We start from the raw sequence: 24,952 nt of genomic DNA, 5'->3' as shown, positions 1-24,952 counted from the left end.
CGGGGGATGCGGTGACCTGCGGTTCGGGCTACCGTCGCAGGCGATGGTCTCCACCGGTCCCTTCACCGCGCCACCGATCGGAGCGGCTCGACCCGTACCCGACGAGATGGCCACGTTCGCGCTCGCCGACCTGGCCGGCGACCGTGGCTGGCGTCGGCCCGTGCTCGTCGAGCGGGAACTGTTGATCCTCACCACCCGTGGGCATGGGGACGCCGAGCTGGATTTCCACCTGCTGCCGTGCCGACCGGGCACGCTGCTGCGGGTCCATGCCGGCCAGGTGCTGCGCTGCGCCGGTCCGCAGTTCGACGCCACCGTGGTCGGCTGGGACGCCCAGGCGCTCAGCGGCTTCGACGTCGACCCGGACGCGCCAACCTGGCGGCAGTTGGCCGGTGAGGACGAGGACGCCGTCATCAGCGAGGTGAGTCAGCTCGCGGTGGACTGCCAGCGGCATGGCGACAGCTCCGCCGCCCGCGCCCTGCTCCGCCACCAACTCGCCGTACTGCTGCTGCGCCTGACCCTGCCCGGCGCGGACCGGTCTCCGCCCCGACCCGAGGCGGAGACGTTCCAGCGGTTCTGCCGGGCGGTGGAGCACGACTACCAGCACACCCGGCGGGTGGAGGACTATGCCGCCAGCCTCGGCTGCTCGGTGCGGACCCTGACCCGTGCCTGCCTGGCCGTCACCGGGCGCAGCGCCAAACAGGTCATCGACGAGCGGGTCGCGTTGCAGGCCGGGCGGCTGCTCGCCGCCACCGATGAGCCGATCGCCCGGATCGGCCGGGATCTCGGTTTCTCCGAGCCCACCAACTTCGGCCGCTTCTTCACGCGGGAGGTCGGGGTCAGCCCCGGCGCGTTCCGGGCCGCCCGGGAGCAGCCGGCCGCCCGGGTGGTCCGGCCCCGCCCGCCCGTCGAGGCGGCGAGCGCCAACGGCGGGCGGTTCCGATCCGGCAACCCCGGCGAACCGGCCAACGGCGGTCACGCCATCCGACCCTGGTAGCCCGCCAGACCAGCAAGCGGCGGCGGCCGGGCATGATGGCAGGGTGCAGATCTCCGCGCGCGGTGACTACGCGGTACGGGCGGCGCTCAGCCTCGCCACCGCGTACCCCTCGCTGCTGTCCACCCAGGCCATCGCCGCAGAGCAGGACCTGCCCCGCAAGTTCCTGGAGGCGGTGCTGGCCGATCTGCGCCGGGCCGGCGTCGTCCGCGCCCAGCGCGGCGCCGAGGGTGGCTACACGCTCGCCCGCCCGCCGCGGGAGGTGACCGTCGGCGCGGTGCTGCGCGCCGTGGAGGGCCCGCTGGCCGGGGTACGCGGCCTGCGCCCGGAGGAGACCCGGTACGAGGGCTCGGCGGAGAACCTGCCCGGCCTGTGGGTGGCGGTGCGCGCCGCCGTGCGGCGGGTGGTCGACGAGGTGAGCCTCGCCGAGATCGTCAGTGGCCGGCTGCCAGCCCACGTCCGCAAGCTCACCGCGCTGCCCGACGCCTGGGAGCCACGCTGATGTCCACTCCGACCCTGCACACCGATCGCCTGCTGCTGGAGCCCTACCGGCCGGCCGACGCCGAGGGTTTCGTCACGCTGCTCGCCGACCCCGAGGTGGGCCGGTTCATGGGCGACGGGCCGATGACCGTGACGGACGCCGCCGACCTGTTCGGACGGGTGTTCAGCCGGGTCTACGCCGACGACCTCTTTGACGTGTGGGCGGTCCGCCGGGACGGCCGCTACGTCGGGCACGCCGAGATCAAGCGGACCGACGACGTCGACGGCCACGAGATCGTCTACGCCCTGGCGACGTCGGCATGGGGCGGCGGGCTGGGCACCGAGCTGGCCACGGCCGTGATCCGGTACGGCTTCGAACGCCTCGACCTGACCCGGGTGTACGCGACGGTCGCCGACGCCAACCACGCCTCGCTCGGGCTGCTGGCCAAACTTGGCTTCGTCCACGAGCGCGACATGGCCGAGGAAGATGGCAGCGTCACCCGGGTCCTCGCCCTGGACCGGGAGACCGTCCCGGCCTGAGCCCGAGTCGGGTCACCGGATGCTGATCACCTCCGTCGCGTCCAGCCGGGGCAGGCGGTCGTGCCAGGCGTCGGGGCCGGGGCGGCCCACGTTCATCAGCAGCAGCGTCTCGTGCCGGCCGTCCGGGAAGAACTCCCGGGTCACACCAGCCGCGTCGAACCCGGCCATCGGGCCGGCGGCGAGCCCGGCCGCGCGTACGCCGACCAGCAGGTAGCCGATCTGGAGGGTCGCGTTGAGCCGTGCCTGCTCGGCCCGCGCCGCCCGGTCGGTCAACCAGTCCCGGGCCTGCGGGCGGTGCGGGAACAGCTCGGGCAGCCGATCGTGGAAGTCCACGTCGGCGGCGAGCACGGCCACCAGCGGGGCGGTGGCCGTCTTCGCCCGGTTGCCCGACGAGAGGTACGGCAGCAGCCGGGCCCGGGCCGCCGCCGAGCGGAGCAGCAGCACCCGCAGCGGCTGGCCGTTGAACGCGGTCGGCCCGTACCGGATCAGGTCGTGGATCGCCGTGACCTGGGCGTCGGTGACCGGCTCGTCGGTGAACGTGTTGGCCGTGCGGGCCGCCCGGAACAGCAGGTCCTGGGCGGCCCGGTCCAGCGCGAGCAGGTCGGTCGGAGCGGGTGCAGTCACGCCGGCACTCCGCTTCGCTGTGTGCCGGCGCGACGCGCCACGCTGCTGTGCCCAATGGTTCGCTCGCTGCGCTCGCTCACGCCGGCACCGGCGGGATGGCCGTGGTGTAGCCGCCCTGGTGGTGCACCAGTGGCGGGCCGTCGCCGCCGTCGCCCAGCGCCAGCGGTTCGGCGATCACGAGCGTGTGGTCGCCGGCCGGCACCCGGTGCACCACCCGGCAGAGCAGCCGGGCCAGCACTCCGGTCAGCAGCGGCACCCCGAACGGCCCGGCGGTCCAGTCCGGGTACGCGGCGAACCGGTCGATGCCGCTGGTGGCGAAGACCCGGGCGGCCTCCCGCTGCCCGGCGGCCAGCAGGTGTACCGCGACGTGCTCGGCCCGGGCCAGCACCGGCCAGCTCGACGAGTCGACCCCGAGGCAGAACGAGACCAGCGGTGGGTCCAGCGACACCGAGGTGAACGAGGTGGCGGTGAATCCGGCCCGGATCGGCGCGCCGATCCCGCCCAGGCAGGCCGGGTCGGTGGCCCGCGCCACCGCGGTGACCACGGTGACGCTGGTGGCCTGCCGGCGCAGCAACGCGCGGAACAGGTCCCGGTCCACCGGCCGCAGCTCGGCGGCGTCCGTCTGCGGACGTTCCACGGTGGTCACGCCGGCACCAGCGCCGGCGCGGCGTACGAGCTGGCCGGTCGGGGCAGGCCGTAGTGCTCGCGCAGGGTCCGGCCGGTGTACTCGCTGCGGAACAGGCGACGGGCGCGCAGCACCGGCACCACGTGGTCGACGAAGTCGGCCAGCCCGCCGGGCAGGTGCGGCGGCATGATGTTGAAGCCGTCCGCGGCGCCCCGGGTGAACCACAGCTCGATCTGGTCGGCGATCTGCTCCGGGGTGCCGGCGACCACCCGGTGGCCCCGGCCAGCACCGAGCCGGCCGATCAACTGCCGGATGGTGAGTTGTTCGCGGCGGGCCAGCTCGGTGACGAGCTGGTAGCGGCTCTGGTGGGCCTGCACGGTGTCGGCGTCCGGCAGCTCCGGCAGCGGCCCGTCCAGCGGCAGGCCGATCAGGTCGATGCCGAGCATGCCGGAGAGCTGGGCGAGGGCGTAGTCGGGGACGATCAGCTCCTCCAGTTCGGCGGCGAGCGCCCGCGCCTCGGCCTCGGTGCCGCCGATCACCGGCGCGATGCCGGGCAGGACCTTCACGAGGTCGGGGTCCCGGCCGGCCGCGGTGACCTGCCGCCGCAGCTCGGCGTAGAAGCTCTGGCCGTCGGCGAGGGTCTGCTGGGCGGTGAAGACCGCTTCGGCGTACCGGGCGGCGAATCCGATCCCGTCCGATGACGAGCCGGCCTGCACCAGCAGCGGCCGGCCCTGCGGCCCACGGGGGATGTTCAGCGGACCCCGGACCTGGAACTCCGGTCCGCGATGGGCCACCTCGTGCACCCGGTCAGTGTCGGCGATCACCCCGGCCGCGGTGTCGAAGACCAGCGCGTCGTCCTCCCAGCTGTCCCAGAGCTTGATCGCCACGTCGACGAACTCGGCGGCCCGCCGGTACCGGTCGGCGTGTGCGGGGTGGCTGTCCCGGTTGAAGTTGACCGCCTCGCGCTCCTGGGCGGAGGTGACGATGTTCCAGCCGGCTCGACCGCTGCTGAGGTGGTCCAGTGAGGCGAACTTGCGGGCGATGTGGAACGGCTCGTTGTAGGTGGTGGAGACGGTCGCGATGAGACCGATGTGTTCGGTCACCGCGGCCAGCGAGGCGAGCAGGGTCAGCGGTTCGAAGACGCTGTGGATGTTGTGCCGGGGGTTCGGCCCGACCGAGAGCCCGTCGGCGAGGAAGAGCGAGTCGAGGGTGCCACGCTCGGCGATGCGGGCCAGTTCCTGGAAATGCCGCACGTCGGTCACCCGGCGCGGGTCGGTGCGGGGGTGCCGCCAGGCGGCCTCGTGGTGGCCGACGCCCATCAGGAACGCGTTGAGGTGCAGGGTGCGGGTCATTGCGGGTGTCCTCTCAGGCGGAGACGTCGACGCGCCAGGTGGAGAAGCGGCGTTCCAGGGCGACGAGGAGCTGGTTGACGACCAGACCGATGGCGGAGATCGTGATGATCCCGGAGTACATGTCGGGGATCGCGAAGTTGTACTGCGCGTAGTTGATGAGGTAGCCAAGGCCGGCCTTCGCGCCGACCATCTCGGCCGCGACCAGCACCAGGATCGAGTACGCCCCGGCCAGTCGGATGCCGGTGAAGATGGTCGGCACCGCAGCCGGCAGGATCACCTTCTGGAACAGCCGCAGGTGGTTGAGCCCCATCGAGCGGGCCGACCGGATCAGCAGCGGGTCGACGCCCTTCACCCCGGCGATGGTGTTCAGCAGGATCGGCCAGGAGCAGGCGTACAGCACCAACGCGATCTTGGAGGTCTCCCCCAGGCCGAGGATGAGCACGAAGACCGGTAGCAGCGCCAGCGCGGCGGTGTTGCGGAACACCTCCAGCAGCGGGCTGAGCAGCTCGGCGAGCGGCCGGTACCAGCCGATCAGCAGCCCGAGCGGGATGGCGGTGAGCACGGCCAGGCCGAGCCCAGCCAGCGACCGGGTCAGGCTCGCCCCGACGTGCTCGGCGAGCTGCCCGCTGCGCAGCAGCTCCCACCAGGCCACCAGCACCTCGGACAGCGGGGGCAGGAAGACCCGGTCCACCAGCCCGAGCCGGGGTGCGCCCTCCCAGATCGCGGCCAGCGCGGCAATCGCGACGGTGCGGTGCAGCACCCTCCCGCCCGCGCCGAGCAGCCGACCGGCCAGGCCGGGCGGGGCGGGATCGGCCGCCGCGCCGGGCACGGCGGGTGGCGCCTCCAGCCGGGTTGGACGTTCGGCGATGTCAACCAACGCGGGCCTCCTCGGTACGGGTCGCCGCCGGTGCCGCACGCTGCGCGTCGGCTCCGGCCACGGCAGGGGTACGACCACCGGCTGCTCCGGTGTGGGCGGTGCGGCTGGCGGCGGCGCCTTCGGCGGCCTGGGCGGCGCGCACCTCGTCGCGTAGCAGCGTCCAGATCTGGTGCCGGTGGTGGCGGAACGCGTCGGTGGAGCGGACGTCCTCGACGGCGTCCCGGTCGCCGAGGTCGATGTCGATGACCTCCTTGACCCGCCCGGGCCGGGAGGTCAGCACCGCCACCCGCTGGCCGAGGTGCACGGCCTCGTCGATGCCGTGGGTGATGAACACGATGGTCTTGCCGGTGCGGGCCCAGATCCGCACCAGTTCGTCCTGCAACGAGTCGCGGGTCTGCGCGTCCAGCGCGGCGAACGGCTCGTCCATCAGCAGCACGTCCGGGTCGTAGGCGAGGCTGCGGGCGATGGCGACGCGCTGCTTCATTCCGCCGGACAGCTCGTGCGGGTAGCGGTCCGCGAAGCCGCGCAGGCCCACCAGGTCCAGGTGGTGGTCGATCAGGTCGGCGCGTTCGGCCCGGGGCACCCCCTTGGCCTCCAGCCCGAACGCGACGTTGCCGGCGGCGGTGCGCCAGGGCAGCAGCGCGTACTGCTGGAAGACGATGCCCCGGTCCAGGCCGGGGCCGGTGACCGGGCGGCCGTCGACCAGCACCTGCCCGCCGGTCGGCGCGGTGAGCCCGCCGAGCAGGTCGAGCAGGGTGGACTTGCCGCAGCCGCTCGGGCCGACGACGACCAGGAACTCGCCGGGGCGTACCCCGAGGGTCACCCGGTCCAGCGCGGTGACCGCGCCCGCGGCGCCACGCCGGGTGGCGCGGACCGGGAAGGTCTTGCTCACCTGGTCGAAGAGGATCTTGTCGGTGCTCACGCACCGCCCCCGTCCACGAAGGGGTTGAACCGGTTGGTGTAGATGTCGGCGGGCTTCGGCCGGTCGCCCTTGAGCTCGCCCTCGGCGGCGAGCCAGTCGATCCAGGTGCCGAACTCCTGCTCGCCGATCACCCCGCCGCGACCGGCGACGCCGCTGCTCTTCCAGTACGCGACCAGCGACGGGTCCTCGTTGCGGCCACGCTTGGCGATGATGTCCCGCATCCGGGCGACCACGGTCTCCCGCGGCTGGGTGCGGGCCCACTCGATGGCCTTGCCGACCCCGGTGACGAACGCCTTGACGGTGTCCGGGTTGCGCTTGATGAAGTCGTCACGGAAGACGTAGGTGCCGGCGCTGAACGCGCCGAGCAGTTCGTGGTCGGTGAAGACGGTACGGATGCCGCCACTGGCGATCGCCTTGTCCCGGATCACCCCGCCGAGCACCGCGACGTCGATCTGCTTCTGGCGCAGCGACTGTTCGGTGTTGACCGGCGGCAGGGCGACCAGCTCGACCTGCTTGATCTCGGCCGGGGTGAGCCGGCCGCGGGCGAGCCAGGTCTTCAGCACCGCCTCGGCGTGCGCGCCGAGGGTGTTCATGCCGACCTTCTTGCCGATCAGGTCGCGGGGGCCGCGGATCGGGTTGTCGTCGAGCACGTAGTAGCCCTGGAAGCTCTGGGCGTCGGAGCCGTAGTAGCTGACCACGGCGGTGATCGGGGCGTTGGCGGCGGCGAGCTTGACGATGGCGCCGTTGAACGCGCCGCCGAAGTCGCTCTGCCCGGTGGCGGTGGCCTGGATGTCCTGCGGGCCACCGGTGACGTTGCCGATCCAGTTGAGCCGGACGTCGCCGAGGTAGCCGAGGTCGGCGGCGAGTTCGGGGAGGGTGACCTGGCCGGCCGAGCCCTGGTAGCGCAGCTCCGTGGCCTGTCCGGCGCCGGCCTCGGCGTCGCCACCGCAGCCGGCGGTGCCGGTGACCAGGGCCAGCACGGCGGCGGTGGCGAGGGTACGCAGGACGGCACGACGGGGTGGGGACATGAGGAGTCTCCTGATCTGTCCACGATGGGAGCGCAGGACGCCCAGGTGATGGGCGCGAAGGCACGCTGCTCCGCGTTGAGCGCGGGCGGTGGGAGTGCGGTGCTGGAGCCGAGCCGGATGAACCGGTCAGCTCAACAGAGCGCGCTCGCGTGCCGGACCAGGTCGACGTGCACGCGAGCGGTGAGGAGAAGCTCATCCCGCTGCGACATGACCCCATGCTGCCGGCGGTGGGATCGACCGGTCAACGGTCTTCCAGAAGGTGAGATTTATGTCCCTGACTATGTTACGAGCCGCCTCCACCAGCGTTTACCGCCCCGCAACACCTATCTGTTGGATAGAGATTCGTGGTGCGTGCGGCCCACTGTCCAGAGCGGACCCGAAGAGGGTTTCAGAAATCGCCGGTTCGGGCATGTTCGGTTTCGACACGGCAGGGAACGGTGACGAAGGGAGTCCTCCGATGGGCCTCATGTTTCGCAAGCGCAAGAAGTACGGTCCGATCATCCTGAACTTCACCGAGAACGGTTTCTCCTCCTGGAGCATCAAGATCGGGCGCTGGTCCTGGAACTCGAAGGCCAAGGCGCACCGGGTCGACCTGCCGGGTCCGCTGTCCTGGAAGCAGGACAAGTCCCGGTCTTGACGTTCTCTCTGCCCTCAAGGGTAGAGATTCCCTCCGCGCTGCGCGCGAAACAGCGCGCAACGCCCGAGCGGATTCCTGCTTCATGGCGCTGCGCCGGCACGGGTGCCGGTCTTACCTGCGCTCCACAGGCGTTTAGGCTCTCGGCGCGTCCCGCCGCGAGCACGTTGATGGCCGCATTGACGTCCCGGTCGTGGGTGTGCCCGCACAGGCAGGTCCACGACCGGACGTTCAGCGGCTTGGGTCCGTCGATCCGGCCGCACACCGAGCACGTCTGGGACGTGGGCGCGAACCGGTCGATGCGGGCGAAGGTGCGCCCGTACCGGGCGGCCTTGTACTCCAACATGGCGGTGAAGCTGGCCCACCCGGCGTCGTGGACACTCTTGGCAAGCCGGGTCCGAGCGAGTCCGCTCACGGACAGGTCCTCGACGTACACCGCTTGGTTATCGCGGATGATCCGCGTCGAGAGCTTGTGCTGCCAGTCTCGCCGGGTGTCGGCCACCCGCTCGTGAGCTCGGGCGACCTTAACGACGGCCTTGGTGCGGTTGTTGCTGCCCCGCTGCTTGCGGCAGAGATCCTGCTGCAATCGCCGCAGTTTGCGGGCGGCCCGACGTAGGAACTTCGGCGCGACCACCTTCGTGCCGTCGGACAGGACAGCGAAGTGGGTCAGGCCCAGGTCGATGCCCACCTCGGATTCGGCTGGCGGCAGCGACTCATCGGCGGTTTGCACGACAAACGAGGCGAAGTACCGGCCCGCAGCATCCTTGATGAGCGTCACTGAGGAAGGGTCCACTGGAAGCTGCCGGGACCAACGCACCGCCAGATCGCCGACCTTCGGCAGGCGCAGCCGCCCGCTGTCCAGCACCGCGAACCGGGAGTTCTTGGTGAACCGGATAGCCTGCCGGTTGTCCTTGCGCGACCGGAACCGCGGCGGCGCGACCTTGCGCCCCTTGCGCCCGCCGGTGACAGAGGCGAAGAAGCTGCGGTAGGCGTTGTTCAGGTCCGCGAGGGCCTGCTGGAGCACCACCGAGGACACCTCGCCCAGCCAGGCGCGGACCTCAGTCTTCTTCGCCTCGGTGATCACCTGCTTGGACAGGTCCCCGTCGGAGATGTACGGCAGCCCGGCCTCCCGGGCTTCCTGCCGTGCGCGCAGCCCGTCGTTGTACACCACCCGCGCGCACCCGAACGCCCGCGCCAGCGCTTCCCGCTGCGAGGGCGTCGGGTAGACGCGGTAGTTGTACCGAAGCTGCACATCGGACAATTTAGCATCGGCCTATGACCAAGATTGACATCGTTCGTACCGGTCGGCACTGCGTCTTCGTGCTGCACGCCCGCTTGGTCTTCGTGACAAAGTTCCGGCACCGCGTGTTCACCGACAGGCACTTGGTTCGCCTGGAGGAAATTATGCAGTCGGTGTGCACCGACTGCGAGTGCGACCTGGTCGTTCAACGGCGAAGGCGAGCACGTGCACCTGGTCAACTTCCCATCCAAGGTGGCCCTGGCGAGGCTGGTCGACAGCCTGAAGGGCGTCTCCTCCCATCGGATGCACCAGGAGTTCCCCGACCTCATTCGCCACTACTACCGGACCAACCGGCTCTGGTCAGCCTCGCACTTCGCCGGGTCCGTCGGCGGCGCAACCCGGAGGGGCGGAGCACTGGCCCGCATCTTGGTAGCGTCGGGGGTCGAGCGGGGTGCTGGTGAATCACCGGCACCCTGCTCGGCGTCCGTGGCCGGGTGACGCCGGCCGGCGCGCCGCGCTCAGCCCCGCACAGTGATGATCTCGTCGCCGGCCAGCCGGCCGGCCTCGCGTTCGCGGCGCACGTCGCCCGCCTCGAGCAGGGCGGTGAGCGCCCGGTTGGCGTCGGCCGCCCGGTAGACGGTGGTGGTGAGGGTGTGCCGGCGTAGTTCGGTGACCGGTCGCGACCCGCCTCGGCGCAGCTCGGCCAGCAGCTCTCGGGCCAGCGCCTCGGGGTTGGGATCGCCGGCCACGTCGACCGGCGCCCCCGCCGGGTCTGCCGGGTCGCGGTAGCGCACGTCGAGATCCGCGCCGATCGCCCAGAGCGCGTCGCGGACCGCCTCCAGGCTCCGGTCCGAGCGGCTGCCGAACGCGATCACGCCGGCCGCCTCGTTGTCCGGGAGCACCGGCACCACCTCGGCGACCAGCGGGAAGCCGGCAGCGATGAGGGCGTCGCGGGTGCCGCTCCCGGCGTGCAGCAGCACCTCGCCAGCGCGGCCGTTGCTCGTGGCGGTGAGCAGCTCCGGAGTCGCGGCGCCGGGCAGGTCCACGAAGGAGAACAGCGGAGAGCCGGCCGCGCCGGCCGCCTTCACGGCGACCGGCAGCCGGTCCGGAACACCGGGCAGCAGGTGGACGGTGACCTCGGCGGGCAACTCCGCCTCGACCGGGCCGAGCCGGGCCGGCAGGTCAGCCGCCCCGTCGGCCAGTACCAGCACGGTCACCCGCCGGCCCCGCACCTGGTCGGCGTGCCCGGCGATCACCCGCAGCGCGGCCTCCGCGCCGCCGCCTTCGTCGGCGCCCGCCCATGCCAGGGCGACGGTGGCCCGCCGGGAGCGTTGCAGGGCCGCGGGCAGCCAGGTCGTCAACTGGCGGACCAGCAGCTCGCGAAGGAAGTTGGTGGTCCGGTTGGTCGGCATCGGTCCGTTCTACCGTATGGCCGGTCAGGCCGGGACGGAGATCCCCACCCCGCCCCGGGTCTGCCCGCCGTAGCGCTGCCGCTCGGCGGCCAGGTCGAGCCGGCCGATCCGCTTGCGCGCGGCCAGCGCGGCGTCGTCGAGCCGGTCGGCCGGGACCAGCCAGACGATCTCGAACTCCAGGCCGTCCGGGTCCTGCCCGTAGAGGCTCTTGGTGGTGCCGTGGTCGGAGGTGCCGACCAGCGCGCCGGCGGCGGTGAGCCGCTCGGCGGTGGCGGCCAGCTCGTCGAGGGTGTCCACCTCCCAGGCCAGGTGGTAGAGCCCGACGGTGGCCCGGCCGGCGGTCGACCGTCCGGCGCCGGCGCCGATCTCGAACAGGCCGAGGTCGTGGTCGTTGGTCGAGTCGGGGGCCTGGAGGAAGGTGGCGCCCCGGAAGCCGTCCGGAGTCATCGCCACCGGGCGGAAGCCCAGCACGTCGCGGTAGAAGGCGACGCTGCGGGCGAGGTCACTGACGTAGAGGACCGCGTGGTTGAGCCGGTGGATACCCATGACCCCAGGCTAGCGCGGTTTAGTTGAGCGTTCAACTATCTCGGGTATGATGGCGGTCATGACCCGCTGGCTGGACTCCGACGAGCAGCGCACCTGGCGGGCGTACCTCACCGCCTCACGGGCGCTGATGGACACGCTCGACCGCGAGCTGCAACGCGACGCCGGCATGCCGCACGCCTACTACGAGATCCTGGTCCGGCTCTCCGAGGCCCCCGACCGCCAGCTGCGGATGAGCGATCTGGCCGAGGTGACCGGATCGTCGCGCAGCCGCCTTTCGCACGCCGTGGCCCGGCTGGAGTCGGCCGGCTGGGTGCGCCGCGAGGAGTGCCCCACGGACCGGCGCGGGCAGGTCGCGCTGCTCACCGACGCCGGTTTCGCCACCCTCGCCGCCGCCGCACCCGGCCACGTCGAGGAGGTACGCCGACATCTGTTCGACGCGTTGAGCCCGGCCCAGGTCGACCAGCTACGCCGGATCAGCGAGACACTGGCCGAGCACCTGACCGGATCCTGACCGATCGACACCGGCGCGGGACTTGTACTTACCGTCGTCAAATGAGCACGATGGGGCGTGTCCTCCGGCTTCGGCGAACTGACTGATCAGGCGCACCACCTCGTGTCCGCCGGTGACCTGGCCGGCGCGCAGCGGCTGCTCTCCGACGCGCTCACCGACGCCGACCCCCGCCCGGCCAACGCCAGCCCCGAGCTGGCCGAGGCGGCCAGCCTCCAGGCACGCGTGCTGGTCGCCCTCGGCGAGCCGCACTCCGCGCGGGGCTGGGCCGCCTTCGCGTACGCGGCCACCAACCGGCTGCACGGCCGCACCGACCCCCGCACGGTGGCCGCCGCGGCGACCCTGGCCGCGGTGCTGCACCGGGTCGGCAGCCACTCCCGTGCCGCTCGGCTCTACCAGGAAGTCATCATCGAGCTGACGGCGCAGGACGGCCCCGAGTCGCTGCGGGTGCTCGCCGCCCATGCCGACCTGGCCACCGTCGGGTACGCCCGCGGCCAGTGCACGGTGGCCCGCGACCGGCTCCAGGACGCCTGGGAGCTGCACCGCGAGGTGTACGGCGACGGCCATCCCAGCGGCATCAAGATGCTGGCCCGGCTCGGCGCGATGCAGCGCGACTGTGGGCAGTTCGCCGAGGCACACGACAATCTGGCGCTGGCCCGTGAGCTGTGCCGGCAGCACCTGGCCGCCAACGACCCGCTGGCCTTGCAGGTGGCGGCACTGGCCCGCGCGGCGGCCAACCCCGACCACGTGTGCGCCGACGACCCGCCCACCGCCCCGGACACCCCGGCGGTGCCGGCCGCCCGCACCCCGCCGCACAGCGACGGGCGGGTCGGGTCCGGCTACCACCCGCCGGAGCCCTCGCCGCACCACTCCGGCCCGGCGTCCACCGACGCTGCCGTTACCGGCGGTGGGGCCACGGCCGGCGGCGGCGCCCTTGCCGGCGGCGCGGCGGCCGGAGGCGGACCCGTGGCCAGCGGCGGTGCGGCGGCCGGCGGCGGGGCCGTCGCGGGCGGCGGTGCGGTGCCGAATCCCCGTGTGCCGGCCGACGAACCCGGTGGGCCGGCGGGCTCATGGTGGCCACCCGGTCCGACCAACGAGTCCACGCTCCACCCCACCGACCCGCCGGTGCCCCCGTCCGTGGTCGGCCTCGCTGGCGGCGAGGAAGAGGCGTCGGGGGTGTACCGGCTGCACCGACCCGGCGCGCCGTCCGAGCCGGGTCCGCCGACCGAGCCGTACACGTCGGCCGAGCCGTACACATCGACCGAGCCGTACACGCCGTCCCAGTCGTACACGCCGGTCGAGCCGTACACGCCGTCCCGATTGCTGCCGGTGCCCGTACACCGGGCACCGCCGCCGCAGCGCAACCGGTTGGTGCCGGTGCTGGTGGGCGGTGTGGTCGTGGTCCTGCTGGGCGCCGCGGCGGTAATCGCCGGGGTGGCCCGGGTCGGCGAGCGGGACGACCAGGTGCCCACGCCGGACACCGGCTCCCCCAGCGCCGGCCCGACCGGTACGGGCGCACCGGCCAGCGCCACACCGGCCACCACCAGCGCGGCTCCGCCCGGCGCGGCGCCGCCCGTAGCCGCACCCGGCACCCCACCGGGCACGGTGGCCCTACGCGACAACCGGGACAACATCGCCCTGTCCTGGACCTACCCGGCCGGCGGCGAGGGGCCGGTGGTCGTCTCCGGCGGTCGGGTCGGTCAGGGCAAGAGCCCGTTCGCCACGCTGCCCGCCGGCGCCACCAGCTTCGTGGTCTACGCGCTGAGCCGCACCAACGACTACTGCTTCACGGTGGCCGTCGTCTGGTCCACCGACACCATCGCCAGCGCCGACGAGGTCTGTACCCGCCGCCGCTGAACATGGTGAGCCGGAGCGTGGTGGCGGCTCGTCACGGGGTGTCGGCGGTCGGCTCGGTTGGCAACGCCGGCAGCAGCAGGCAGACACGTAGCCCGCGCTGGTTGTCGGCGTCCGTCAGCGTGATGCTGCCACCGGCCCGGCGGACCAGCTCCCACACGATGGCCAGGCCCAGGCCGGCCCCGCCGTCGTCACGCGCCCGCCCGTCGTCCAGCCGGGTGAACCGGCCGAAGACCCGACCCCGGTCGGCCACCGGAATCCCCGGGCCGTCGTCAGTCACCGTCACCAGGTGGTACGCCGCCTCCCGGTGTTGCACCGACGTCGCCTCGGCCGCGAGCAGGACGCTGCCCTGCGCGTGCCGGACCGCGTTGTCGACCAGGTTGGCCAGCACCCGGCGCAGCTCGTCGGCGTTCCCGGCGGTCCACAGCGGGCCGGGTGGCGGCACCACCCGCACCGGCGGCGACGGATACCGGGCGGCGACCTCGCTCAGCAGGGCTCCCAGCTCCACCGGCCCGGTCCCCCGGACCGGTGGTGTCTCGTCCAGGCGAGCCAGCAGCAGCAGGTCGTCGACCAGCCGGCTCAGCCGGTCGGTGTCGGCGAGCAGGTTGGCGGTCACCGCCGTCCAGTCCGTCTGACCGGCGAGGCGCTGAGCCACCTCCAGCTCGGTCCGGATGTTGGTCAGTGGGCTGCGCAGCTCGTGCGCCGCATCGGAGACGAACGCCCGCTGCCGAATCCGGGCGGACTCCAACCGGTCCAGCATCCCGTTGAGGGTGACCGCCAACCGGTGGATCTCGTCCGCTGAGGCGGGCACCGGCAGTCGGCCGGTCCCGGCCCGCCCGGTGATCTCCTCGGCACCCTGGCGCAACGCCTCCACCGGCCGCAGGGTCGCCCCCACCACCCGCCAGGCCACCCCGGCCAGCACGGCCACCAGCAGCGGGAACGCCACCAGCAGGATGGTGCGGACCACGTGCATGCTGTGCCGCACGTCGGCCATCGAACGGGCGACCAGCACGGTCAGCGGGTCGTCTGCGGTCCCGGCGGGAACGGTAACCACCCGGACCGGGCCGGCGAGGCCGACCCGCTCCGCCGACACCTCCAGCCGCTGCCGGCGATCGCGCTCCAACCGCTCGGGGCGGACCATCGGTACCAGCCGGTCGGCGTCGATCGAGGCGGCCCGGACCCGCCCCTGCGCGTCGACCACCTGGACGCGTACCTGTCCGCCGGCCACCGGCAGTGGATCGGGCAACGCGTCCTCGGCGGCGAGCAGAGCGACCGCGTCGGCGGTCCGGAACGCCTCGGTGTCCACGGTGCGCTGGAGCACGAAGCCGAGCGCCCCGAGCAGCACCACCCCGCCGAGGGCCAGCCCGACGGTGAGGCCGAACGCCCCGATCGCCATGAGCCGGGCCCGCAGCCCGAGCACCGGCAACCGGCCGCGCCAGGGCCTGCCGGCGGCCGGGGGACCCGCGGCGGGCGGCGGGCCGGCGGAAGTCGTCGGGCCGGCGGAAGTCGTCGGGCCGGCGGCGGGCGGCGGGGTGTTCGCGGGAGTGGGCGACACCCCGGCGGTCAGGTCGGCCGGGACGTCGGTGCTCACGTCGCCAACCGGTAGCCGGCGCCCCGGACGGTCTCCAGCCGGTCCCGGCCGAGCTTGCGACGCAGGTATCCGACGTACACCTCGACCGCGTTCGGTGCGGTCTCCAGGCTCGCGTCCCAAACGTGGTCCAGCAGCTCGATCTTGGAGACGACCTGACCGGGCCGGCGCATGAGGTAGTCCAGCAGCGCGAACTCCCGCGCGGTCAGCGCCACCTCCGCGTCTGCCCGGGTGACCCGCCGCCGGGCCGGGTCCAGCCGCAGGTCGCCGACCGCGAGCACCGCCGGGCGTTCCGGCGCGCCCCGGCGCAGCAGCGCCCGCAGGCGAGCCAGCAGCACGACGTACGAGAAGGGCTTGGTGAGGTAGTCGTCGGCGCCACAGTCCAGGCCGTCGGCCTGGTCGTACTCGCCGTCCTTGGCGGAGAGCATCAGCACCGGCAGCCAGTGCTGCTCGGCGCGCAGCCGCCGGACCAGCTCGTAGCCGGAGAGGCCGGGCAGCATCACGTCGAGGATCATCGCGTCGTACCCGCCGTGTCGGGCGGCGTCCAAGCCGGCCGGGCCGGTCGCCGCCACATCCACCGCGAACCCCTCCGCCTGTAGGCCGCGTTGTAGGGCAGCCGCCAACCGGGCCTCGTCCTCCACCACCAGCAACCGCACGACTCAAGGGTGCCACCCGGGTCAATTGAGACGGATCCGCGTCCTCAGCACGTTCACAGCGGCGACCGGGCAGGATGGTCGCAGGAGGTGCCCACCATGTCCGTTCTGAGAAGTCGTCCCGTCCTGCGCTGGCTGGTCCCGGCGACCGCCGCCGTCGCCGTCATCGGTGGCGGCGCGGCGATCGGCACGTTCGCCGCCGAGGCCGAGCCGAGCCTGCCGCCGCGTACCGCCGCCCAGCTCCTGGTCGATCTGCAGACCTCCCGGCTGGAGGGGTTGTCCGGCACCGTCGTGCAGCGCGCCGACCTCGGCCTGCCGCCGCTGGTCGGGCTGGTCCCCGGCAACGACCTGACCACCCTGCTGACCGGCACGCACACCCTGCGGGTCTGGTACTCCGGGCCGGAGCGGCAGCGGGTCGCGCTGCTGGACACGCTCGGCGAGCAGGACGTGATCCGCAACGGTCGGGACGTGTGGACGTGGCAGAGCCGCAGCAACACCGCCAGCCACCGCACGCTCGGCGCCGATGCGGGCAAGCCCGCACCGGAGGCCGACCCGAGCCTGCCGGCCACCCCGCAGCAGGCCGCCGACCTGGCCCTGGGCGCGATCGACCCGACCACCGAGGTCAGCGTCGGCCGGTCGGCCACCGTCGCCGGCCGGGACGCGTACGAGCTGGTGCTCCAGCCGCGCGACAAGGACTCGCTGGTGCACCAACTGCGGATCGCCATCGACGCCAAGCAGCACGTGCCGCTGCGCTTCGAGGTGCTCGCCAAGGGCAGCGACCAGCCGGCGTTCGAGGTGGCCTTCACCCAGGTCGACTACCAGCGCCCCGACGCCGACCAGTTCACCTTCAACCCGCCGCCCGGGGTGACCGTCACCGAGGAGACGGCCGAGCCGTCGGCCGCGGGCCGACCCGCCCACTCCGCGCCGGCCGGTGATCCGCAGGTCAAGGCCGTTGGTGCCGGCTGGACGACCGTGCTGGTCGCCCGCCTCGACGAAGCGACCGGCGGCAAGCCGGCCGGTGACAAGCCGGCCGGGGCACCGGACGTGGACATGTCGAAGCTGCTCGGCGGGCTCACGGCGGTCAGCGGTGACTGGGGCAGCGGTCGGCTGCTCAGCGGCAAGCTCTTCAGCGTGCTGCTCACCGACGACGGCCGGGTACTCGCTGGCGCGGTGACGCCGGAGCGGCTCTACCAGGTCGCCCGCGGCTGATCCAGCGGTGTTCGCGCCGGGTCGACCTTGTGGTCGGCCCGGCGCGTCGTCGTCTGCGGCCCCGCCGCGCCCGGCCCATTGGTGTCCGGCGTCACCGCACATAGCCGAGCGACGCGCACCGGCGTCGACGGTGCTTGAGTCAGGCGCTGACGGTCGCGCCGAGAGCGGTGAGGAACGCGTCGGCGAGCACCGCATGGCCGGGCAGGTGCGGGTGCACCCGGTCGTCGGCCCAGCGCTTCGCCGGACTGACCGCCAGCACCCGGTCGAACGCCGCCTGGGTGGGCACGTGCACCGCGTTGAACTCGGCGGCCAGCGCGGCCACCACCGCGGCGTACCGGTCGGTGTCGGCGCGCTGCGGTTCGCTGCGGTCGGCCTCAATCAGGAACGGGTCGCCGAGGATCAGCCGGCAGCCGGTGGCGTCCACCGCCCGGCGGAGCAGGTCACGCAGGGTGCGCTCGTACTCGTCGATCGGGACGGCCTCGTCCGGCCGGTCGCCGTAGCGCCGCCAGATGTCGTTGATGCCGATCATCACGGAGAGCCAGTCGGGGCGCTCGGCGATCGCGTCGTCCGCCCAGCGGGCGGCCAGGTGCCGGACGGTGTCTCCGCTCACACCCCGGTTGACCCACTCCAGCTCCAACTCGGGGTGGCGGGCGCTGACGAGGGCGCGGACGAGGCTGACGTAGCCCTCGCCGTACGGCGCGGCGGCGCCCTGCCGGCCGCAGTCGGTGATGCTGTCGCCGATGAAGACCACCCGTTGCCCGGTCCGCAGGATCATCCGCCGCCACCTCACGATCACCGGGCGCGCCCGCCCGTCCGGCTTGGTCCGAGCCGGCGAGACGCGCTATCTTCAACAGTTCGAGGGCACAAAAAAGAACGGCTTAAAAGCCGTTCCTGCAAAGGATTCTAATCTTTAGGGAGACGGCTTGTCAAGGCACTCCGGCGGTTCCGGCGAATTGCCGCTCGACGACGAGATCGGCCGCGAGCAGGAGTACGTCTCGATGCTCTACGACCGGCTGGACGGGCTGCGTGAGCAGGCCGCCTCCCGGCTCACCGACGAGCTGCGCAGCACCGGCGGCACCCGCCAGGACCGCTCCCAGCGGGACAGCTCGGTAGCGATGTACGCCGACCAGGTCGAGCAGTTCTCCGCCGTGGAGGACGGGCTCTGTTTCGGGCGTCTCGACGGCGACGACGACTCCCGCCGCTACATCGGCCGGATCGGCATCTTCGATACCACCGGCGACTACGACCCTGTGCTGATGGACTGGCGGGCTCCCGCCGCCCGCCCGTTCTATCTCGCCACCGCCGCCAACCCGCAGGGCGTCCGCCGCCGCCGGCACCTGCGTACCCGTCAGCGCAAGGTGACCGGGCTCAACGACGAGGTGCTCGACATCGACACCGCCGCTCCGGACGCCCACGAGGAGCTGACCGGCGAGGCCTCGCTGCTCGCCGCGCTCAACGCCGGTCGGACCGGCCGGATGCGCGACATCGTGGAGACCATCCAGGCCGAACAGGACCGGATCATCCGCGCCGATCTGCCGGGGGTGATGGTGGTCCAGGGCGGCCCGGGCACCGGCAAGACGGCGGTCGCGCTGCACCGGGCGGCGTACCTGCTCTACACACACCGGCGGGAGCTGTCCAGTCGGGGCGTCCTGCTGGTGGGCCCGAACGCGACCTTCCTGCGCTACATCTCCCAGGTGCTGCCCACGCTGGCCGAGACCGGCGTGCTGCTGCGTACCCAGGGCGACCTCTTCCCCGGGGTCAGTGCGCAACGGACCGAGCCGGCCGAGACCGCCGCGCTCAAGGGCCGAGCGGTGCTGGCCGAGGTGCTGGCGCTGGCCGTACAGGACCGGCAGTGGGTGCCGAACGAGCCGCTGGAGATCGAGGTGGAGCGGGAGGCGCTGACCCTCGACCCGGAGACCGTGCGCGCTGCCCGGGACCGGGTGCGCCGCGCCGACCGGCCGCACAACCTGGCCCGGGCGCTGTTCGACGTGGAGATCGTGCACGCGCTCGCCGACCAGGTGGCCGAACGGATCGGCGCCGACCCGCTGGGCGGGGACAACCTGCTCGACGAGGCCGACCGGGCCGAGATCCGCCGGGAGTTGCGAGACGAACCGGAGATCCGGGCCACCCTCGACCGGCTCTGGCCGGTGCTCACCCCGCAGCGCCTGCTCGCCGACCTGTACGCCGACCCGGACCGGATCGCCACCGCCGCCCCGATGCTCACCGACGCGGAGCGGGCCCTGCTGCACCGCGAGCCGGGTGGCTGGACACCGGCCGACGTGCCGCTGCTGGACGAGGCCGCCGAGCTGCTCGGCGAGGACGAGCGCGCCGCCGCCGCCCGGCGGGATCGCATCCGCATGATGGAACGGGAGTACGCCGAGGGCGTGCTGGAGATCGCCCGGGGTTCCCGCTCGATCGACGTCGAGGACGAGGCCGAGGGCGGTGAGATCCTCGGCGTGATCGACCTGATCGACGCGGATCGGCTGCTGGAGCGGCAGGAGGAGGCCGACCGCCTGACCACCGCGCAGCGCGCCGCCGCCGACCGGAAGTGGGCGTTCGGTCACGTCATCGTGGACGAGGCGCAGGAGCTGTCGCCGATGGCGTGGCGGCTGCTGATGCGCCGCTGCCCGAGCCGGTCGATGACGATCGTCGGGGACGTGGCGCAGACCGGCGCGCTCACCGGCACGCCCTCCTGGGCGGACGCCCTCGCCCCGTACGTGGCGCAGCGATGGCGGTTGACCGAGCTGACGGTCAGCTACCGCACCCCCGCCGAGATCATGGCGGTCGCGGCCGACGTACTGGCGGAGATCGACCCGGCGCTGCGGCCGCCGCGCTCGGTGCGCGAGAGCGGCGTACCGCCGTGGGACCGGGCGGTGCCCGACGAGCAGTTGGCGGCGGAGTTGGTGGCGGCGGCCACCCGGGAGGCGGCGGGGCTGGCCGACGGCCGGCTCGGCGTGATCGTGCCGGCCGGCCGGGTGGACGTGCTGGGGGCGACGGTGACCGCCGCGCTGCCGGAGGCCGCCGTTGGCGAGCACCCGGAGCTGGAGAGCCGGGTGGTGGTGCTGACCGTCGCGCAGGCCAAGGGGCTGGAGTTCGACTCGGTGCTGGTGGTCGACCCGGACCGGATGGTGGCCGAGTCACCGCGCGGGCGCAGCGACCTGTATGTCGCGCTCACCCGCGCCACCCAACGCCTGGGCATCCTGCGCCCCACCCACTGACCGACGTCCGTGCCCGCCCCCGCCGATCCGTCGATCGGCGGGGGCGGCGGGCGGGCTCCCGCTCCGCGGTCAGTCTCGGGATCTGTCCCTGATGGACTTGGCTGGGCCGATGGCGGAGGTGGACTGGTCGCTGGTGTTGCCGCCGTCCGCCGGGGTGCTCAGGCCGCCGGTGGTGGCGTCGCCGGTGGTGGTCGGCGCCACCGTGCCCCGGTGCCGCTCCGGCTGCCGCGCCACCCGACGCACGCTCGCCGGGCCGGCGGTGCCGCCGGTGGTGGTCACCGCGCCCTGCCCCCGGGTGGGACCGCCGTCCCGCAGCACGTTCGGGTCGACCGGCTGGTGCGCCGGGTCGTACGGGTCCTCGTCCTGGATCACCCGCTCCACATCCGTGCGGGGCAGCGTCACCTCGTCGACGGCGCCCTTGCCGTACACACCGCCGGCGATCCGGTCCTCGGCCCGGCGAGCGGCGTCCTGTCGCATGTCGTCCTCACGCACGTCCATCACCTCGCAGAAGCTGTGGAACTGACTGCGTGCCCGGCCACCGGCCGACCAAACCCGCCGTGACCGGGAGGTCGTCCACCCCGGTTCACCGTCGCGCCGCCCGCCAGCCGCCCACAGGTCTTTCCCGGTGTCCATGCTGTCCGGCGACCGGTGGGAGACGCCCGCCGGCAGGAGGGGATGACAGCGTGCGCAGAGTACGCCGTACCGCCATCGCGGCCCTGGTGGCCGCGACGGTGACGACCGGGCTCGCGGTGCCCGTCCAGGCGAAGCCGCGACCGGACCGGACATTCGACGTGCAGGCCCACCGCGGCGGCCTCGGGCTGCGGGTGGAGAACACCCTCGCCTCCTTCGGCAACGCCCTCCAGCTCGGGGTGAGCACCCTCGAACTGGACGTGCAGATCACCGAGGACGGCCAGGCCGTGGTCACCCATGACCGGAAGGTCACCGGCACCAAGTGCGTCGACACCGCTCCGGTGACCGTCGGCGACCCGGAGTTCCCGTACGTCGGGAAGTACGTCAACACGCTCACCCTGGCCCAGGTGCGCACTCTCGACTGCGGTTCGAAGACCCTGTCGGACAAGCCCGGTCAGCTCGCCGTGCCGGGTGCCCGGATGCCGTTGCTGCGTGAGGTGTTCGCGCTGGTCAACCGTTACCGGGCGAAGGACGTGACGCTCAACGTCGAGACCAAGGTGGAGGCCGGCGCGCCGACCGAGACCGCGCCGCGTGAGCAGTTCGTGCGGGTCACCGCGGCCGAGATCCGGGCCGCCGGGCTGCTCAAGCAGGTCACCATCCAGAGCTTCGACTGGGGCGCGCTGATGCGGATGCGCCAGGTCGAGCCGAAGCTGCCGCTGGTCGCGCTGACCAACTACGACTTCCTGCAGACCGGCCAGCCGGGCGTTTCGCCGTGGCTCGGCGGGCTGGACATCGACGACTTCGGCGGTGACCCGATCCGGGCGATCCGCAGCTTCGGCGCCAGCGCCTTCTCGCCGGTGCACGGCTTCCCGCAGAACGGCACGGTCACCGACCCCGGCTACAAGCCGTACGTGACGAAGGCAATGGTCACCGAGGCGCACCGGTACGGGATCAAGGTGATCCCGTGGACGATCGACGACGTGCCGACCATGGCCAAGCTGATCGACGACGGCGTGGACGGCATCATCACCGACTACCCGGACCGGCTGCGCGGCCTGCTGGCGCAGCGCGGCTACCGGCTGCCGAAGGCGTACGCGGCGCCGTTCGACATCCAGGCGCACCGCGGCGGTCGGGCCACCCGGCCGGAGAACACCCTGCCGGCCTTCGCCAACGCGCTGGCCAACCGGGCCATCTCCACGCTGGAACTGGACACCGGCGTGACGGCCGACGGCAAGCTCGTCGTGCTGCACGACCGCACCGTCAACGGTTCGCACTGCGTCGACACCGCGCCGGTACGCCCCGGCGACCGGCAGTTCCCGTACGTGGGCAAGCCGGTGCACGAGCTGACCCTGGCGCAGCTCAAGACCGTGGACTGCGGCACGAAGACGCTGCCCGAGCTGCCCGCTCAGGTGCCCGCGCCTGGTGCCCGAATCCCCACCCTGGACGAGGTCTTCGCCCTGGTGAAGGCGAGTGGGCGCAACGACATCGGCATGAACATCGAGACGAAGATCAGCCCGGTGGTGAACGACACCGAGCCGTACCGCAGCTTCACCCGCAAGTTGGTCGAGGCGATCCAGCGGGCCGGCTTCACCAGCCGGGCCACCATCCAGTCGTTCGACTGGCGCACCATCACCTACGCGCGGCAGCTCGACCACCGGATCGGCACGGTCGGCCTGGTCTGGCAGTACGGCCCGGCCGAGTGCGCCACCCTCGCCGACGAGTGCTCGCTGGAGGCCGTGTACGGCGACCCGTCGGTGCGGAGCCCGTGGACCGGTGGGCTGGACTGGTGGAAGTACCAGGACCTGGGCAAGCTGACCCGGGCCGCGGGTGCCGGCACGGTGTCGGCGAACTGGCAGGTGCACGACTCGCGCCAGGGCACGGTCGCCTCGGCTGACTGGTACCTGCGGGAGAACCCGGCGTACTTCCACGGACCGGACGTGCGGACCCTTCAGACGCGTTATGACCTGAAGGTGATCCCGTACACCGTCGACGACGCGCGGGTGATGCAGCGGGTCATCGACCTCGGTGTCGACGGCATGATCACCGACGACCCGGACCTGTTGGTGAGCGTGGCGGTGCGCAACGGCCTGCGCTGACGCGCTGACCACCCGAACGCCGGCCGGCTTTTCCGGCCGGCGTTCGGTGTTACCTGCTCAGGGGCCTCGGGTAGTCGGGGGGTGTCCCCGCCACGAACGCGAACCCTGCCGTGGCCGAAACGCGGTAGCGGGGCGAGGGAATGCAGGTAGGACTCATCGCATCCTGAGGAGGACCAGATGAGCACGCAGGCTGCTTCCACCAGGCCGATGAACCGGCCGATGTCGGACGTGCAGAATCCGGCGTCGATGCAGACCCAGCAAATGCCGGTCATGACTGACGGGCACCGGGAACAGATGCCGTCGCCGGGTACGGAGACCAAGCAGGCGTTCCTGACGACGGAATTCTGGATCTACGCCGCTGCGGTCGCAGTCGTCGTGATCGCTGCGTTCTGGCGGGGTTCCGCCACCAACGGGCTGAACATCAACAACCCGAACCAGGCGTGGTGGTTCCTGACCATCCTGACCGGTGGTTACCTGGTCAGCCGTGGTCTGTCGAAGGCCGGATCCGCACGCCGGTCCGGCAAGGAGCGGAGCAACAGGCGGCGCTGACGCGCCATGAGACGAGACGGTGGCCTCCGGGAGAATCTCCCGGAGGCCACCGTCGCATCTGGCGACTACTCGTCGAATCCGCCGAAGTCCTCACCGGCGTCACCCTCGAAGGCGTCCTCGATCATCTCGCCGGCGATCATGCCGCCCGCGACGCCGAGTGCCGCGCCGGCCACCATGCCGCCCATTCCCATCCCGCGCCCCCGGCTGTGCCCGTGACCCGGCCCGAAGCCCTGGGTACGCAGGTTGCCGTAGCGGGAGGTGGTCTCGCGCAGCCAGCCGTCGACGACCTGCGCCCAGTCCACCCGGTCGACGTCGGCGTGCGACACCTGGTAGCGGCCGAACGCGTCGTGCCCGGCGCTGAGGAAGCCACCCCGCTTGTCGCACTCCAGGATCACCTCGACCCCGCGCTGGCTGGTCACGAAGGTCAGCTCGACCTCCCTGATCGTGCTGGAGTACTGCGGCGAGGCGAAGAACTCGATCTCCTGGTAGAACGGCAGCGTCTGCTGCACGCCCCGGATGTGGCCGCGCTCCAGGTCAGCGTGCTTGAACCGGAAGCCGAGCCGCTGGAACGCCTCCAGGATCCGCTCGTGCACCGGAAGCGGGTGCACCGCCACCTGGTCCAGGTCGCTCTTGTCCACGGCGCGGGCCACGGCCAGCTCGGTGCGCAGGCCCATCGTCATGCCGTGCAGGCGCTGGCCGTACACGTCGGTGATTGGGGTTTCCCACGGAACCGGAAGCTGGAACGGGATCGAGACCTGCTGCTTGGGCGCGAGCTGGAGGGGGCCGCTGACGGCCATCCGGTGGAACTCCATGGTGCCCGCGTACTCCGTGTCATGGCCCTCGACCTCGACCCGGGTGACCAGGCCGATCACGACCTGCTCGATCGCCGCCGGGCTGTCACCGCCGACAAGGTTGACCTGCCCGTCGAGGGTCAGGCCGGGCCGGGTGTTGGGGTTGGTCAGCACGGTGTCCACGCTGGGACCGCCCACACCGAACGCGCTCAACATCTTCTTGAAGACCATCGGAAACTCCTGTGCGACAGCCGACCGCTCCAGGATGGAGTCGGACGTTGACTCGCAGGCACTTTATCCAGCAGCCCTGTGAGGTGCCTGTGAAGTGCAGGTGGCCGCCACCCTGTGTCGCCACGCAGGCGCGGTACGTCGCGTCAGCGACTCGCAGCCCGAGCAGCGCCACCCGGCCGAGCACCGAGGCCTTGGGCTGGAAGCCGAGCAGGAGCGCCACCCCGACGACGATGCTCGTCACCAGGTTGCGCGCCACGCTCGCCATGATGTGGCCCACCAGCACCGCCGACCGGAGACGCCGGCTTCGCCTCGACCGACGACCCGGAGGCCGACCGGGACTGGTTATACCAGTTC

24 protein-coding genes and 2 pseudogenes are annotated in these 24,952 nt (G+C 72.5%); 11 read left to right on the top strand and 15 right to left on the bottom strand.

What is annotated here, in order from left to right; translation table 11 throughout:
• Window positions 1-43 precede the first annotated feature (43 nt).
• The 3 genes from OG470_RS16380 to OG470_RS16370 are packed head-to-tail and all read left to right on the top strand — an operon-like array spanning window position 44 to window position 2,011.
• A complete protein-coding gene (locus OG470_RS16380; protein ID WP_442931145.1) occupies window positions 44-994 on the top strand; it encodes a helix-turn-helix transcriptional regulator in 951 nt (316 codons plus the stop codon).
• A 43-nt stretch (window positions 995-1,037) separates the two neighbouring features.
• Window positions 1,038-1,493 carry an RrF2 family transcriptional regulator gene (locus tag OG470_RS16375; protein ID WP_328425198.1) on the top strand — a complete coding sequence of 152 codons (456 nt, stop codon included), beginning with the start codon at window positions 1,038-1,040 and terminating at the stop codon, window positions 1,491-1,493.
• Complete coding sequence (locus OG470_RS16370) at window positions 1,493-2,011, top strand: GNAT family N-acetyltransferase (RefSeq protein ID WP_328425196.1); 519 nt, start codon at window positions 1,493-1,495, stop codon at window positions 2,009-2,011. Before OG470_RS16375 ends, OG470_RS16370 begins: the two co-directional genes overlap by 1 nt.
• Before the next feature lie 12 nt (window positions 2,012-2,023).
• On the opposite strand, the gene OG470_RS16365 is transcribed toward OG470_RS16370, so the two are convergent.
• From OG470_RS16365 to OG470_RS37230, 7 genes are all read right to left on the bottom strand, one after another.
• Entirely contained in the window at window positions 2,024-2,635 is a 612-nt protein-coding gene (locus tag OG470_RS16365; RefSeq protein WP_328425194.1) for a malonic semialdehyde reductase, read from the bottom strand.
• A gap of 76 nt (window positions 2,636-2,711) precedes the next feature.
• Window positions 2,712-3,281, bottom strand: a complete 570-nt coding sequence (locus OG470_RS16360; RefSeq protein WP_328425192.1) for a flavin reductase family protein — start codon at window positions 3,279-3,281, stop codon at window positions 2,712-2,714.
• Window positions 3,278-4,612, bottom strand: a complete 1,335-nt coding sequence (locus OG470_RS16355) for an LLM class flavin-dependent oxidoreductase (protein WP_328425190.1) — start codon at window positions 4,610-4,612, stop codon at window positions 3,278-3,280. Before OG470_RS16355 ends, OG470_RS16360 begins: the two co-directional genes overlap by 4 nt.
• 13 nt (window positions 4,613-4,625) lie before the next feature.
• Window positions 4,626-5,489, bottom strand: coding sequence for an ABC transporter permease (locus tag OG470_RS16350; RefSeq protein ID WP_328425188.1), 864 nt, complete (start codon window positions 5,487-5,489; stop codon window positions 4,626-4,628).
• A complete protein-coding gene (locus OG470_RS16345; protein WP_328425186.1) occupies window positions 5,482-6,411 on the bottom strand; it encodes an ABC transporter ATP-binding protein in 930 nt (309 codons plus the stop codon). The genes OG470_RS16350 and OG470_RS16345 overlap by 8 nt, the downstream gene beginning before the upstream one ends.
• Window positions 6,408-7,439, bottom strand: coding sequence for an ABC transporter substrate-binding protein (locus OG470_RS16340; RefSeq protein WP_328425184.1), 1,032 nt, complete (start codon window positions 7,437-7,439; stop codon window positions 6,408-6,410). Before OG470_RS16340 ends, OG470_RS16345 begins: the two co-directional genes overlap by 4 nt.
• Before the next feature lie 131 nt (window positions 7,440-7,570).
• Window positions 7,571-7,648, bottom strand: a complete 78-nt coding sequence (locus OG470_RS37230) for a putative leader peptide (protein ID WP_349881247.1) — start codon at window positions 7,646-7,648, stop codon at window positions 7,571-7,573.
• A 248-nt stretch (window positions 7,649-7,896) separates the two neighbouring features.
• Between OG470_RS37230 and OG470_RS16335 the strand changes: the two genes are divergently transcribed.
• On the top strand, window positions 7,897-8,076 hold the full coding sequence (locus tag OG470_RS16335; protein WP_053653605.1) for a DUF4236 domain-containing protein: 180 nt from the start codon (window positions 7,897-7,899) through the stop codon (window positions 8,074-8,076).
• Window positions 8,077-8,290: 214 nt separating this feature from the next.
• Here the strand turns inward: OG470_RS16335 and OG470_RS16330 are convergent.
• Window positions 8,291-9,325 (bottom strand): annotated as a pseudogene (locus OG470_RS16330) (RNA-guided endonuclease InsQ/TnpB family protein); the annotation flags it as partial.
• A gap of 23 nt (window positions 9,326-9,348) precedes the next feature.
• Between OG470_RS16330 and tnpA the strand changes: the two are divergent.
• Window positions 9,349-9,811 (top strand): annotated as a pseudogene (gene tnpA / locus OG470_RS16325) (IS200/IS605 family transposase).
• Window positions 9,812-9,831: 20 nt separating this feature from the next.
• Here the strand turns inward: tnpA and OG470_RS16320 are convergent.
• The gene (locus tag OG470_RS16320; protein ID WP_328425182.1) at window positions 9,832-10,725 is read right to left on the bottom strand and encodes a hypothetical protein; all 894 of its coding nucleotides are present in this window, start codon (window positions 10,723-10,725) and stop codon (window positions 9,832-9,834) included.
• A 24-nt stretch (window positions 10,726-10,749) separates the two neighbouring features.
• Window positions 10,750-11,271, bottom strand: coding sequence for a VOC family protein (locus OG470_RS16315; RefSeq protein WP_252416419.1), 522 nt, complete (start codon window positions 11,269-11,271; stop codon window positions 10,750-10,752).
• Window positions 11,272-11,320: 49 nt separating this feature from the next.
• Between OG470_RS16315 and OG470_RS16310 the strand changes: the two genes are divergently transcribed.
• Window positions 11,321-11,782 carry a MarR family winged helix-turn-helix transcriptional regulator gene (locus OG470_RS16310; protein WP_328425175.1) on the top strand — a complete coding sequence of 154 codons (462 nt, stop codon included), beginning with the start codon at window positions 11,321-11,323 and terminating at the stop codon, window positions 11,780-11,782.
• 57 nt (window positions 11,783-11,839) lie between these two features.
• A complete protein-coding gene (locus OG470_RS16305) occupies window positions 11,840-13,636 on the top strand; it encodes a tetratricopeptide repeat protein (RefSeq protein WP_328425173.1) in 1,797 nt (598 codons plus the stop codon).
• Window positions 13,637-13,667: 31 nt separating this feature from the next.
• Here the strand turns inward: OG470_RS16305 and OG470_RS16300 are convergent, their stop codons facing one another.
• Both OG470_RS16300 and OG470_RS16295 read right to left on the bottom strand, forming a co-directional pair.
• Window positions 13,668-15,029, bottom strand: a complete 1,362-nt coding sequence (locus tag OG470_RS16300; RefSeq protein ID WP_328426403.1) for an ATP-binding protein — start codon at window positions 15,027-15,029, stop codon at window positions 13,668-13,670.
• A 191-nt stretch (window positions 15,030-15,220) separates the two neighbouring features.
• Window positions 15,221-15,877, bottom strand: coding sequence for a response regulator transcription factor (locus OG470_RS16295; RefSeq protein ID WP_328425171.1), 657 nt, complete (start codon window positions 15,875-15,877; stop codon window positions 15,221-15,223).
• Between the two features lie 96 nt (window positions 15,878-15,973).
• Between OG470_RS16295 and OG470_RS16290 the strand changes: the two genes are divergently transcribed.
• Complete coding sequence (locus tag OG470_RS16290; protein ID WP_328425169.1) at window positions 15,974-17,083, top strand: LolA family protein; 1,110 nt, start codon at window positions 15,974-15,976, stop codon at window positions 17,081-17,083.
• Window positions 17,084-17,222: 139 nt separating this feature from the next.
• On the opposite strand, the gene OG470_RS16285 is transcribed toward OG470_RS16290, so the two are convergent.
• Window positions 17,223-17,858, bottom strand: a complete 636-nt coding sequence (locus OG470_RS16285) for an SGNH/GDSL hydrolase family protein (protein WP_328425167.1) — start codon at window positions 17,856-17,858, stop codon at window positions 17,223-17,225.
• 223 nt (window positions 17,859-18,081) lie between these two features.
• Between OG470_RS16285 and OG470_RS16280 the strand changes: the two genes are divergently transcribed.
• Window positions 18,082-20,301 (top strand): HelD family protein, encoded by a 2,220-nt coding sequence (locus OG470_RS16280; protein ID WP_328426401.1) that lies wholly within the window; start codon window positions 18,082-18,084, stop codon window positions 20,299-20,301.
• A gap of 69 nt (window positions 20,302-20,370) precedes the next feature.
• Here the strand turns inward: OG470_RS16280 and OG470_RS16275 are convergent, their stop codons facing one another.
• Complete coding sequence (locus OG470_RS16275) at window positions 20,371-20,793, bottom strand: hypothetical protein (protein WP_328425165.1); 423 nt, start codon at window positions 20,791-20,793, stop codon at window positions 20,371-20,373.
• A gap of 191 nt (window positions 20,794-20,984) precedes the next feature.
• Here OG470_RS16275 and OG470_RS16270 point away from each other — a divergent pair, with 191 nt between their 5' ends.
• The gene (locus OG470_RS16270) at window positions 20,985-23,027 is read left to right on the top strand and encodes a glycerophosphodiester phosphodiesterase family protein (protein ID WP_328425163.1); all 2,043 of its coding nucleotides are present in this window, start codon (window positions 20,985-20,987) and stop codon (window positions 23,025-23,027) included.
• 261 nt (window positions 23,028-23,288) lie between these two features.
• On the top strand, window positions 23,289-23,576 hold the full coding sequence (locus tag OG470_RS16265; protein WP_406081833.1) for a hypothetical protein: 288 nt from the start codon (window positions 23,289-23,291) through the stop codon (window positions 23,574-23,576).
• 65 nt (window positions 23,577-23,641) lie between these two features.
• Here OG470_RS16265 and OG470_RS16260 read toward each other — a convergent pair whose 3' ends face one another.
• Window positions 23,642-24,598, bottom strand: a complete 957-nt coding sequence (locus tag OG470_RS16260; protein ID WP_328425159.1) for a sporulation protein — start codon at window positions 24,596-24,598, stop codon at window positions 23,642-23,644.
• Window positions 24,599-24,952: the final 354 nt, after the last annotated feature.

Origin of the sequence: Micromonospora sp. NBC_00389 (assembly GCF_036059255.1) — a bacterium.
In the GTDB taxonomy this organism is placed as follows: Bacteria; Actinomycetota; Actinomycetes; order Mycobacteriales; family Micromonosporaceae; genus Micromonospora.
The sequence above is the reverse complement of the archived record's forward strand: the minus strand, read 5'-3'. Positions and strand labels throughout refer to the sequence as shown.

Coding starts and splice junctions, on each gene's coding strand:
- OG470_RS16260 (WP_328425159.1), bottom strand. CDS start 24,598: ATGGTCTTCAAGAAGATGTTGAGCGCGTTCGGTGTGGGCGGTCCCAGC.
- OG470_RS16335 (WP_053653605.1), top strand. CDS start 7,897: ATGGGCCTCATGTTTCGCAAGCGCAAGAAGTACGGTCCGATCATCCTG.
- OG470_RS16280 (WP_328426401.1), top strand. CDS start 18,082: ATGCTCTACGACCGGCTGGACGGGCTGCGTGAGCAGGCCGCCTCCCGG.
- OG470_RS16320 (WP_328425182.1), bottom strand. CDS start 10,725: ATGCCGACCAACCGGACCACCAACTTCCTTCGCGAGCTGCTGGTCCGC.
- OG470_RS16355 (WP_328425190.1), bottom strand. CDS start 4,612: ATGACCCGCACCCTGCACCTCAACGCGTTCCTGATGGGCGTCGGCCAC.
- OG470_RS16265 (WP_406081833.1), top strand. CDS start 23,289: ATGCCGGTCATGACTGACGGGCACCGGGAACAGATGCCGTCGCCGGGT.
- OG470_RS37230 (WP_349881247.1), bottom strand. CDS start 7,648: ATGTCGCAGCGGGATGAGCTTCTCCTCACCGCTCGCGTGCACGTCGAC.
- OG470_RS16340 (WP_328425184.1), bottom strand. CDS start 7,439: ATGTCCCCACCCCGTCGTGCCGTCCTGCGTACCCTCGCCACCGCCGCC.
- OG470_RS16370 (WP_328425196.1), top strand. CDS start 1,493: ATGTCCACTCCGACCCTGCACACCGATCGCCTGCTGCTGGAGCCCTAC.
- OG470_RS16315 (WP_252416419.1), bottom strand. CDS start 11,271: ATGGGTATCCACCGGCTCAACCACGCGGTCCTCTACGTCAGTGACCTC.
- OG470_RS16380 (WP_442931145.1), top strand. CDS start 44: ATGGTCTCCACCGGTCCCTTCACCGCGCCACCGATCGGAGCGGCTCGA.
- OG470_RS16290 (WP_328425169.1), top strand. CDS start 15,974: ATGTCCGTTCTGAGAAGTCGTCCCGTCCTGCGCTGGCTGGTCCCGGCG.
- OG470_RS16310 (WP_328425175.1), top strand. CDS start 11,321: ATGGCGGTCATGACCCGCTGGCTGGACTCCGACGAGCAGCGCACCTGG.
- OG470_RS16300 (WP_328426403.1), bottom strand. CDS start 15,029: ATGGCGATCGGGGCGTTCGGCCTCACCGTCGGGCTGGCCCTCGGCGGG.
- OG470_RS16285 (WP_328425167.1), bottom strand. CDS start 17,858: ATGATCCTGCGGACCGGGCAACGGGTGGTCTTCATCGGCGACAGCATC.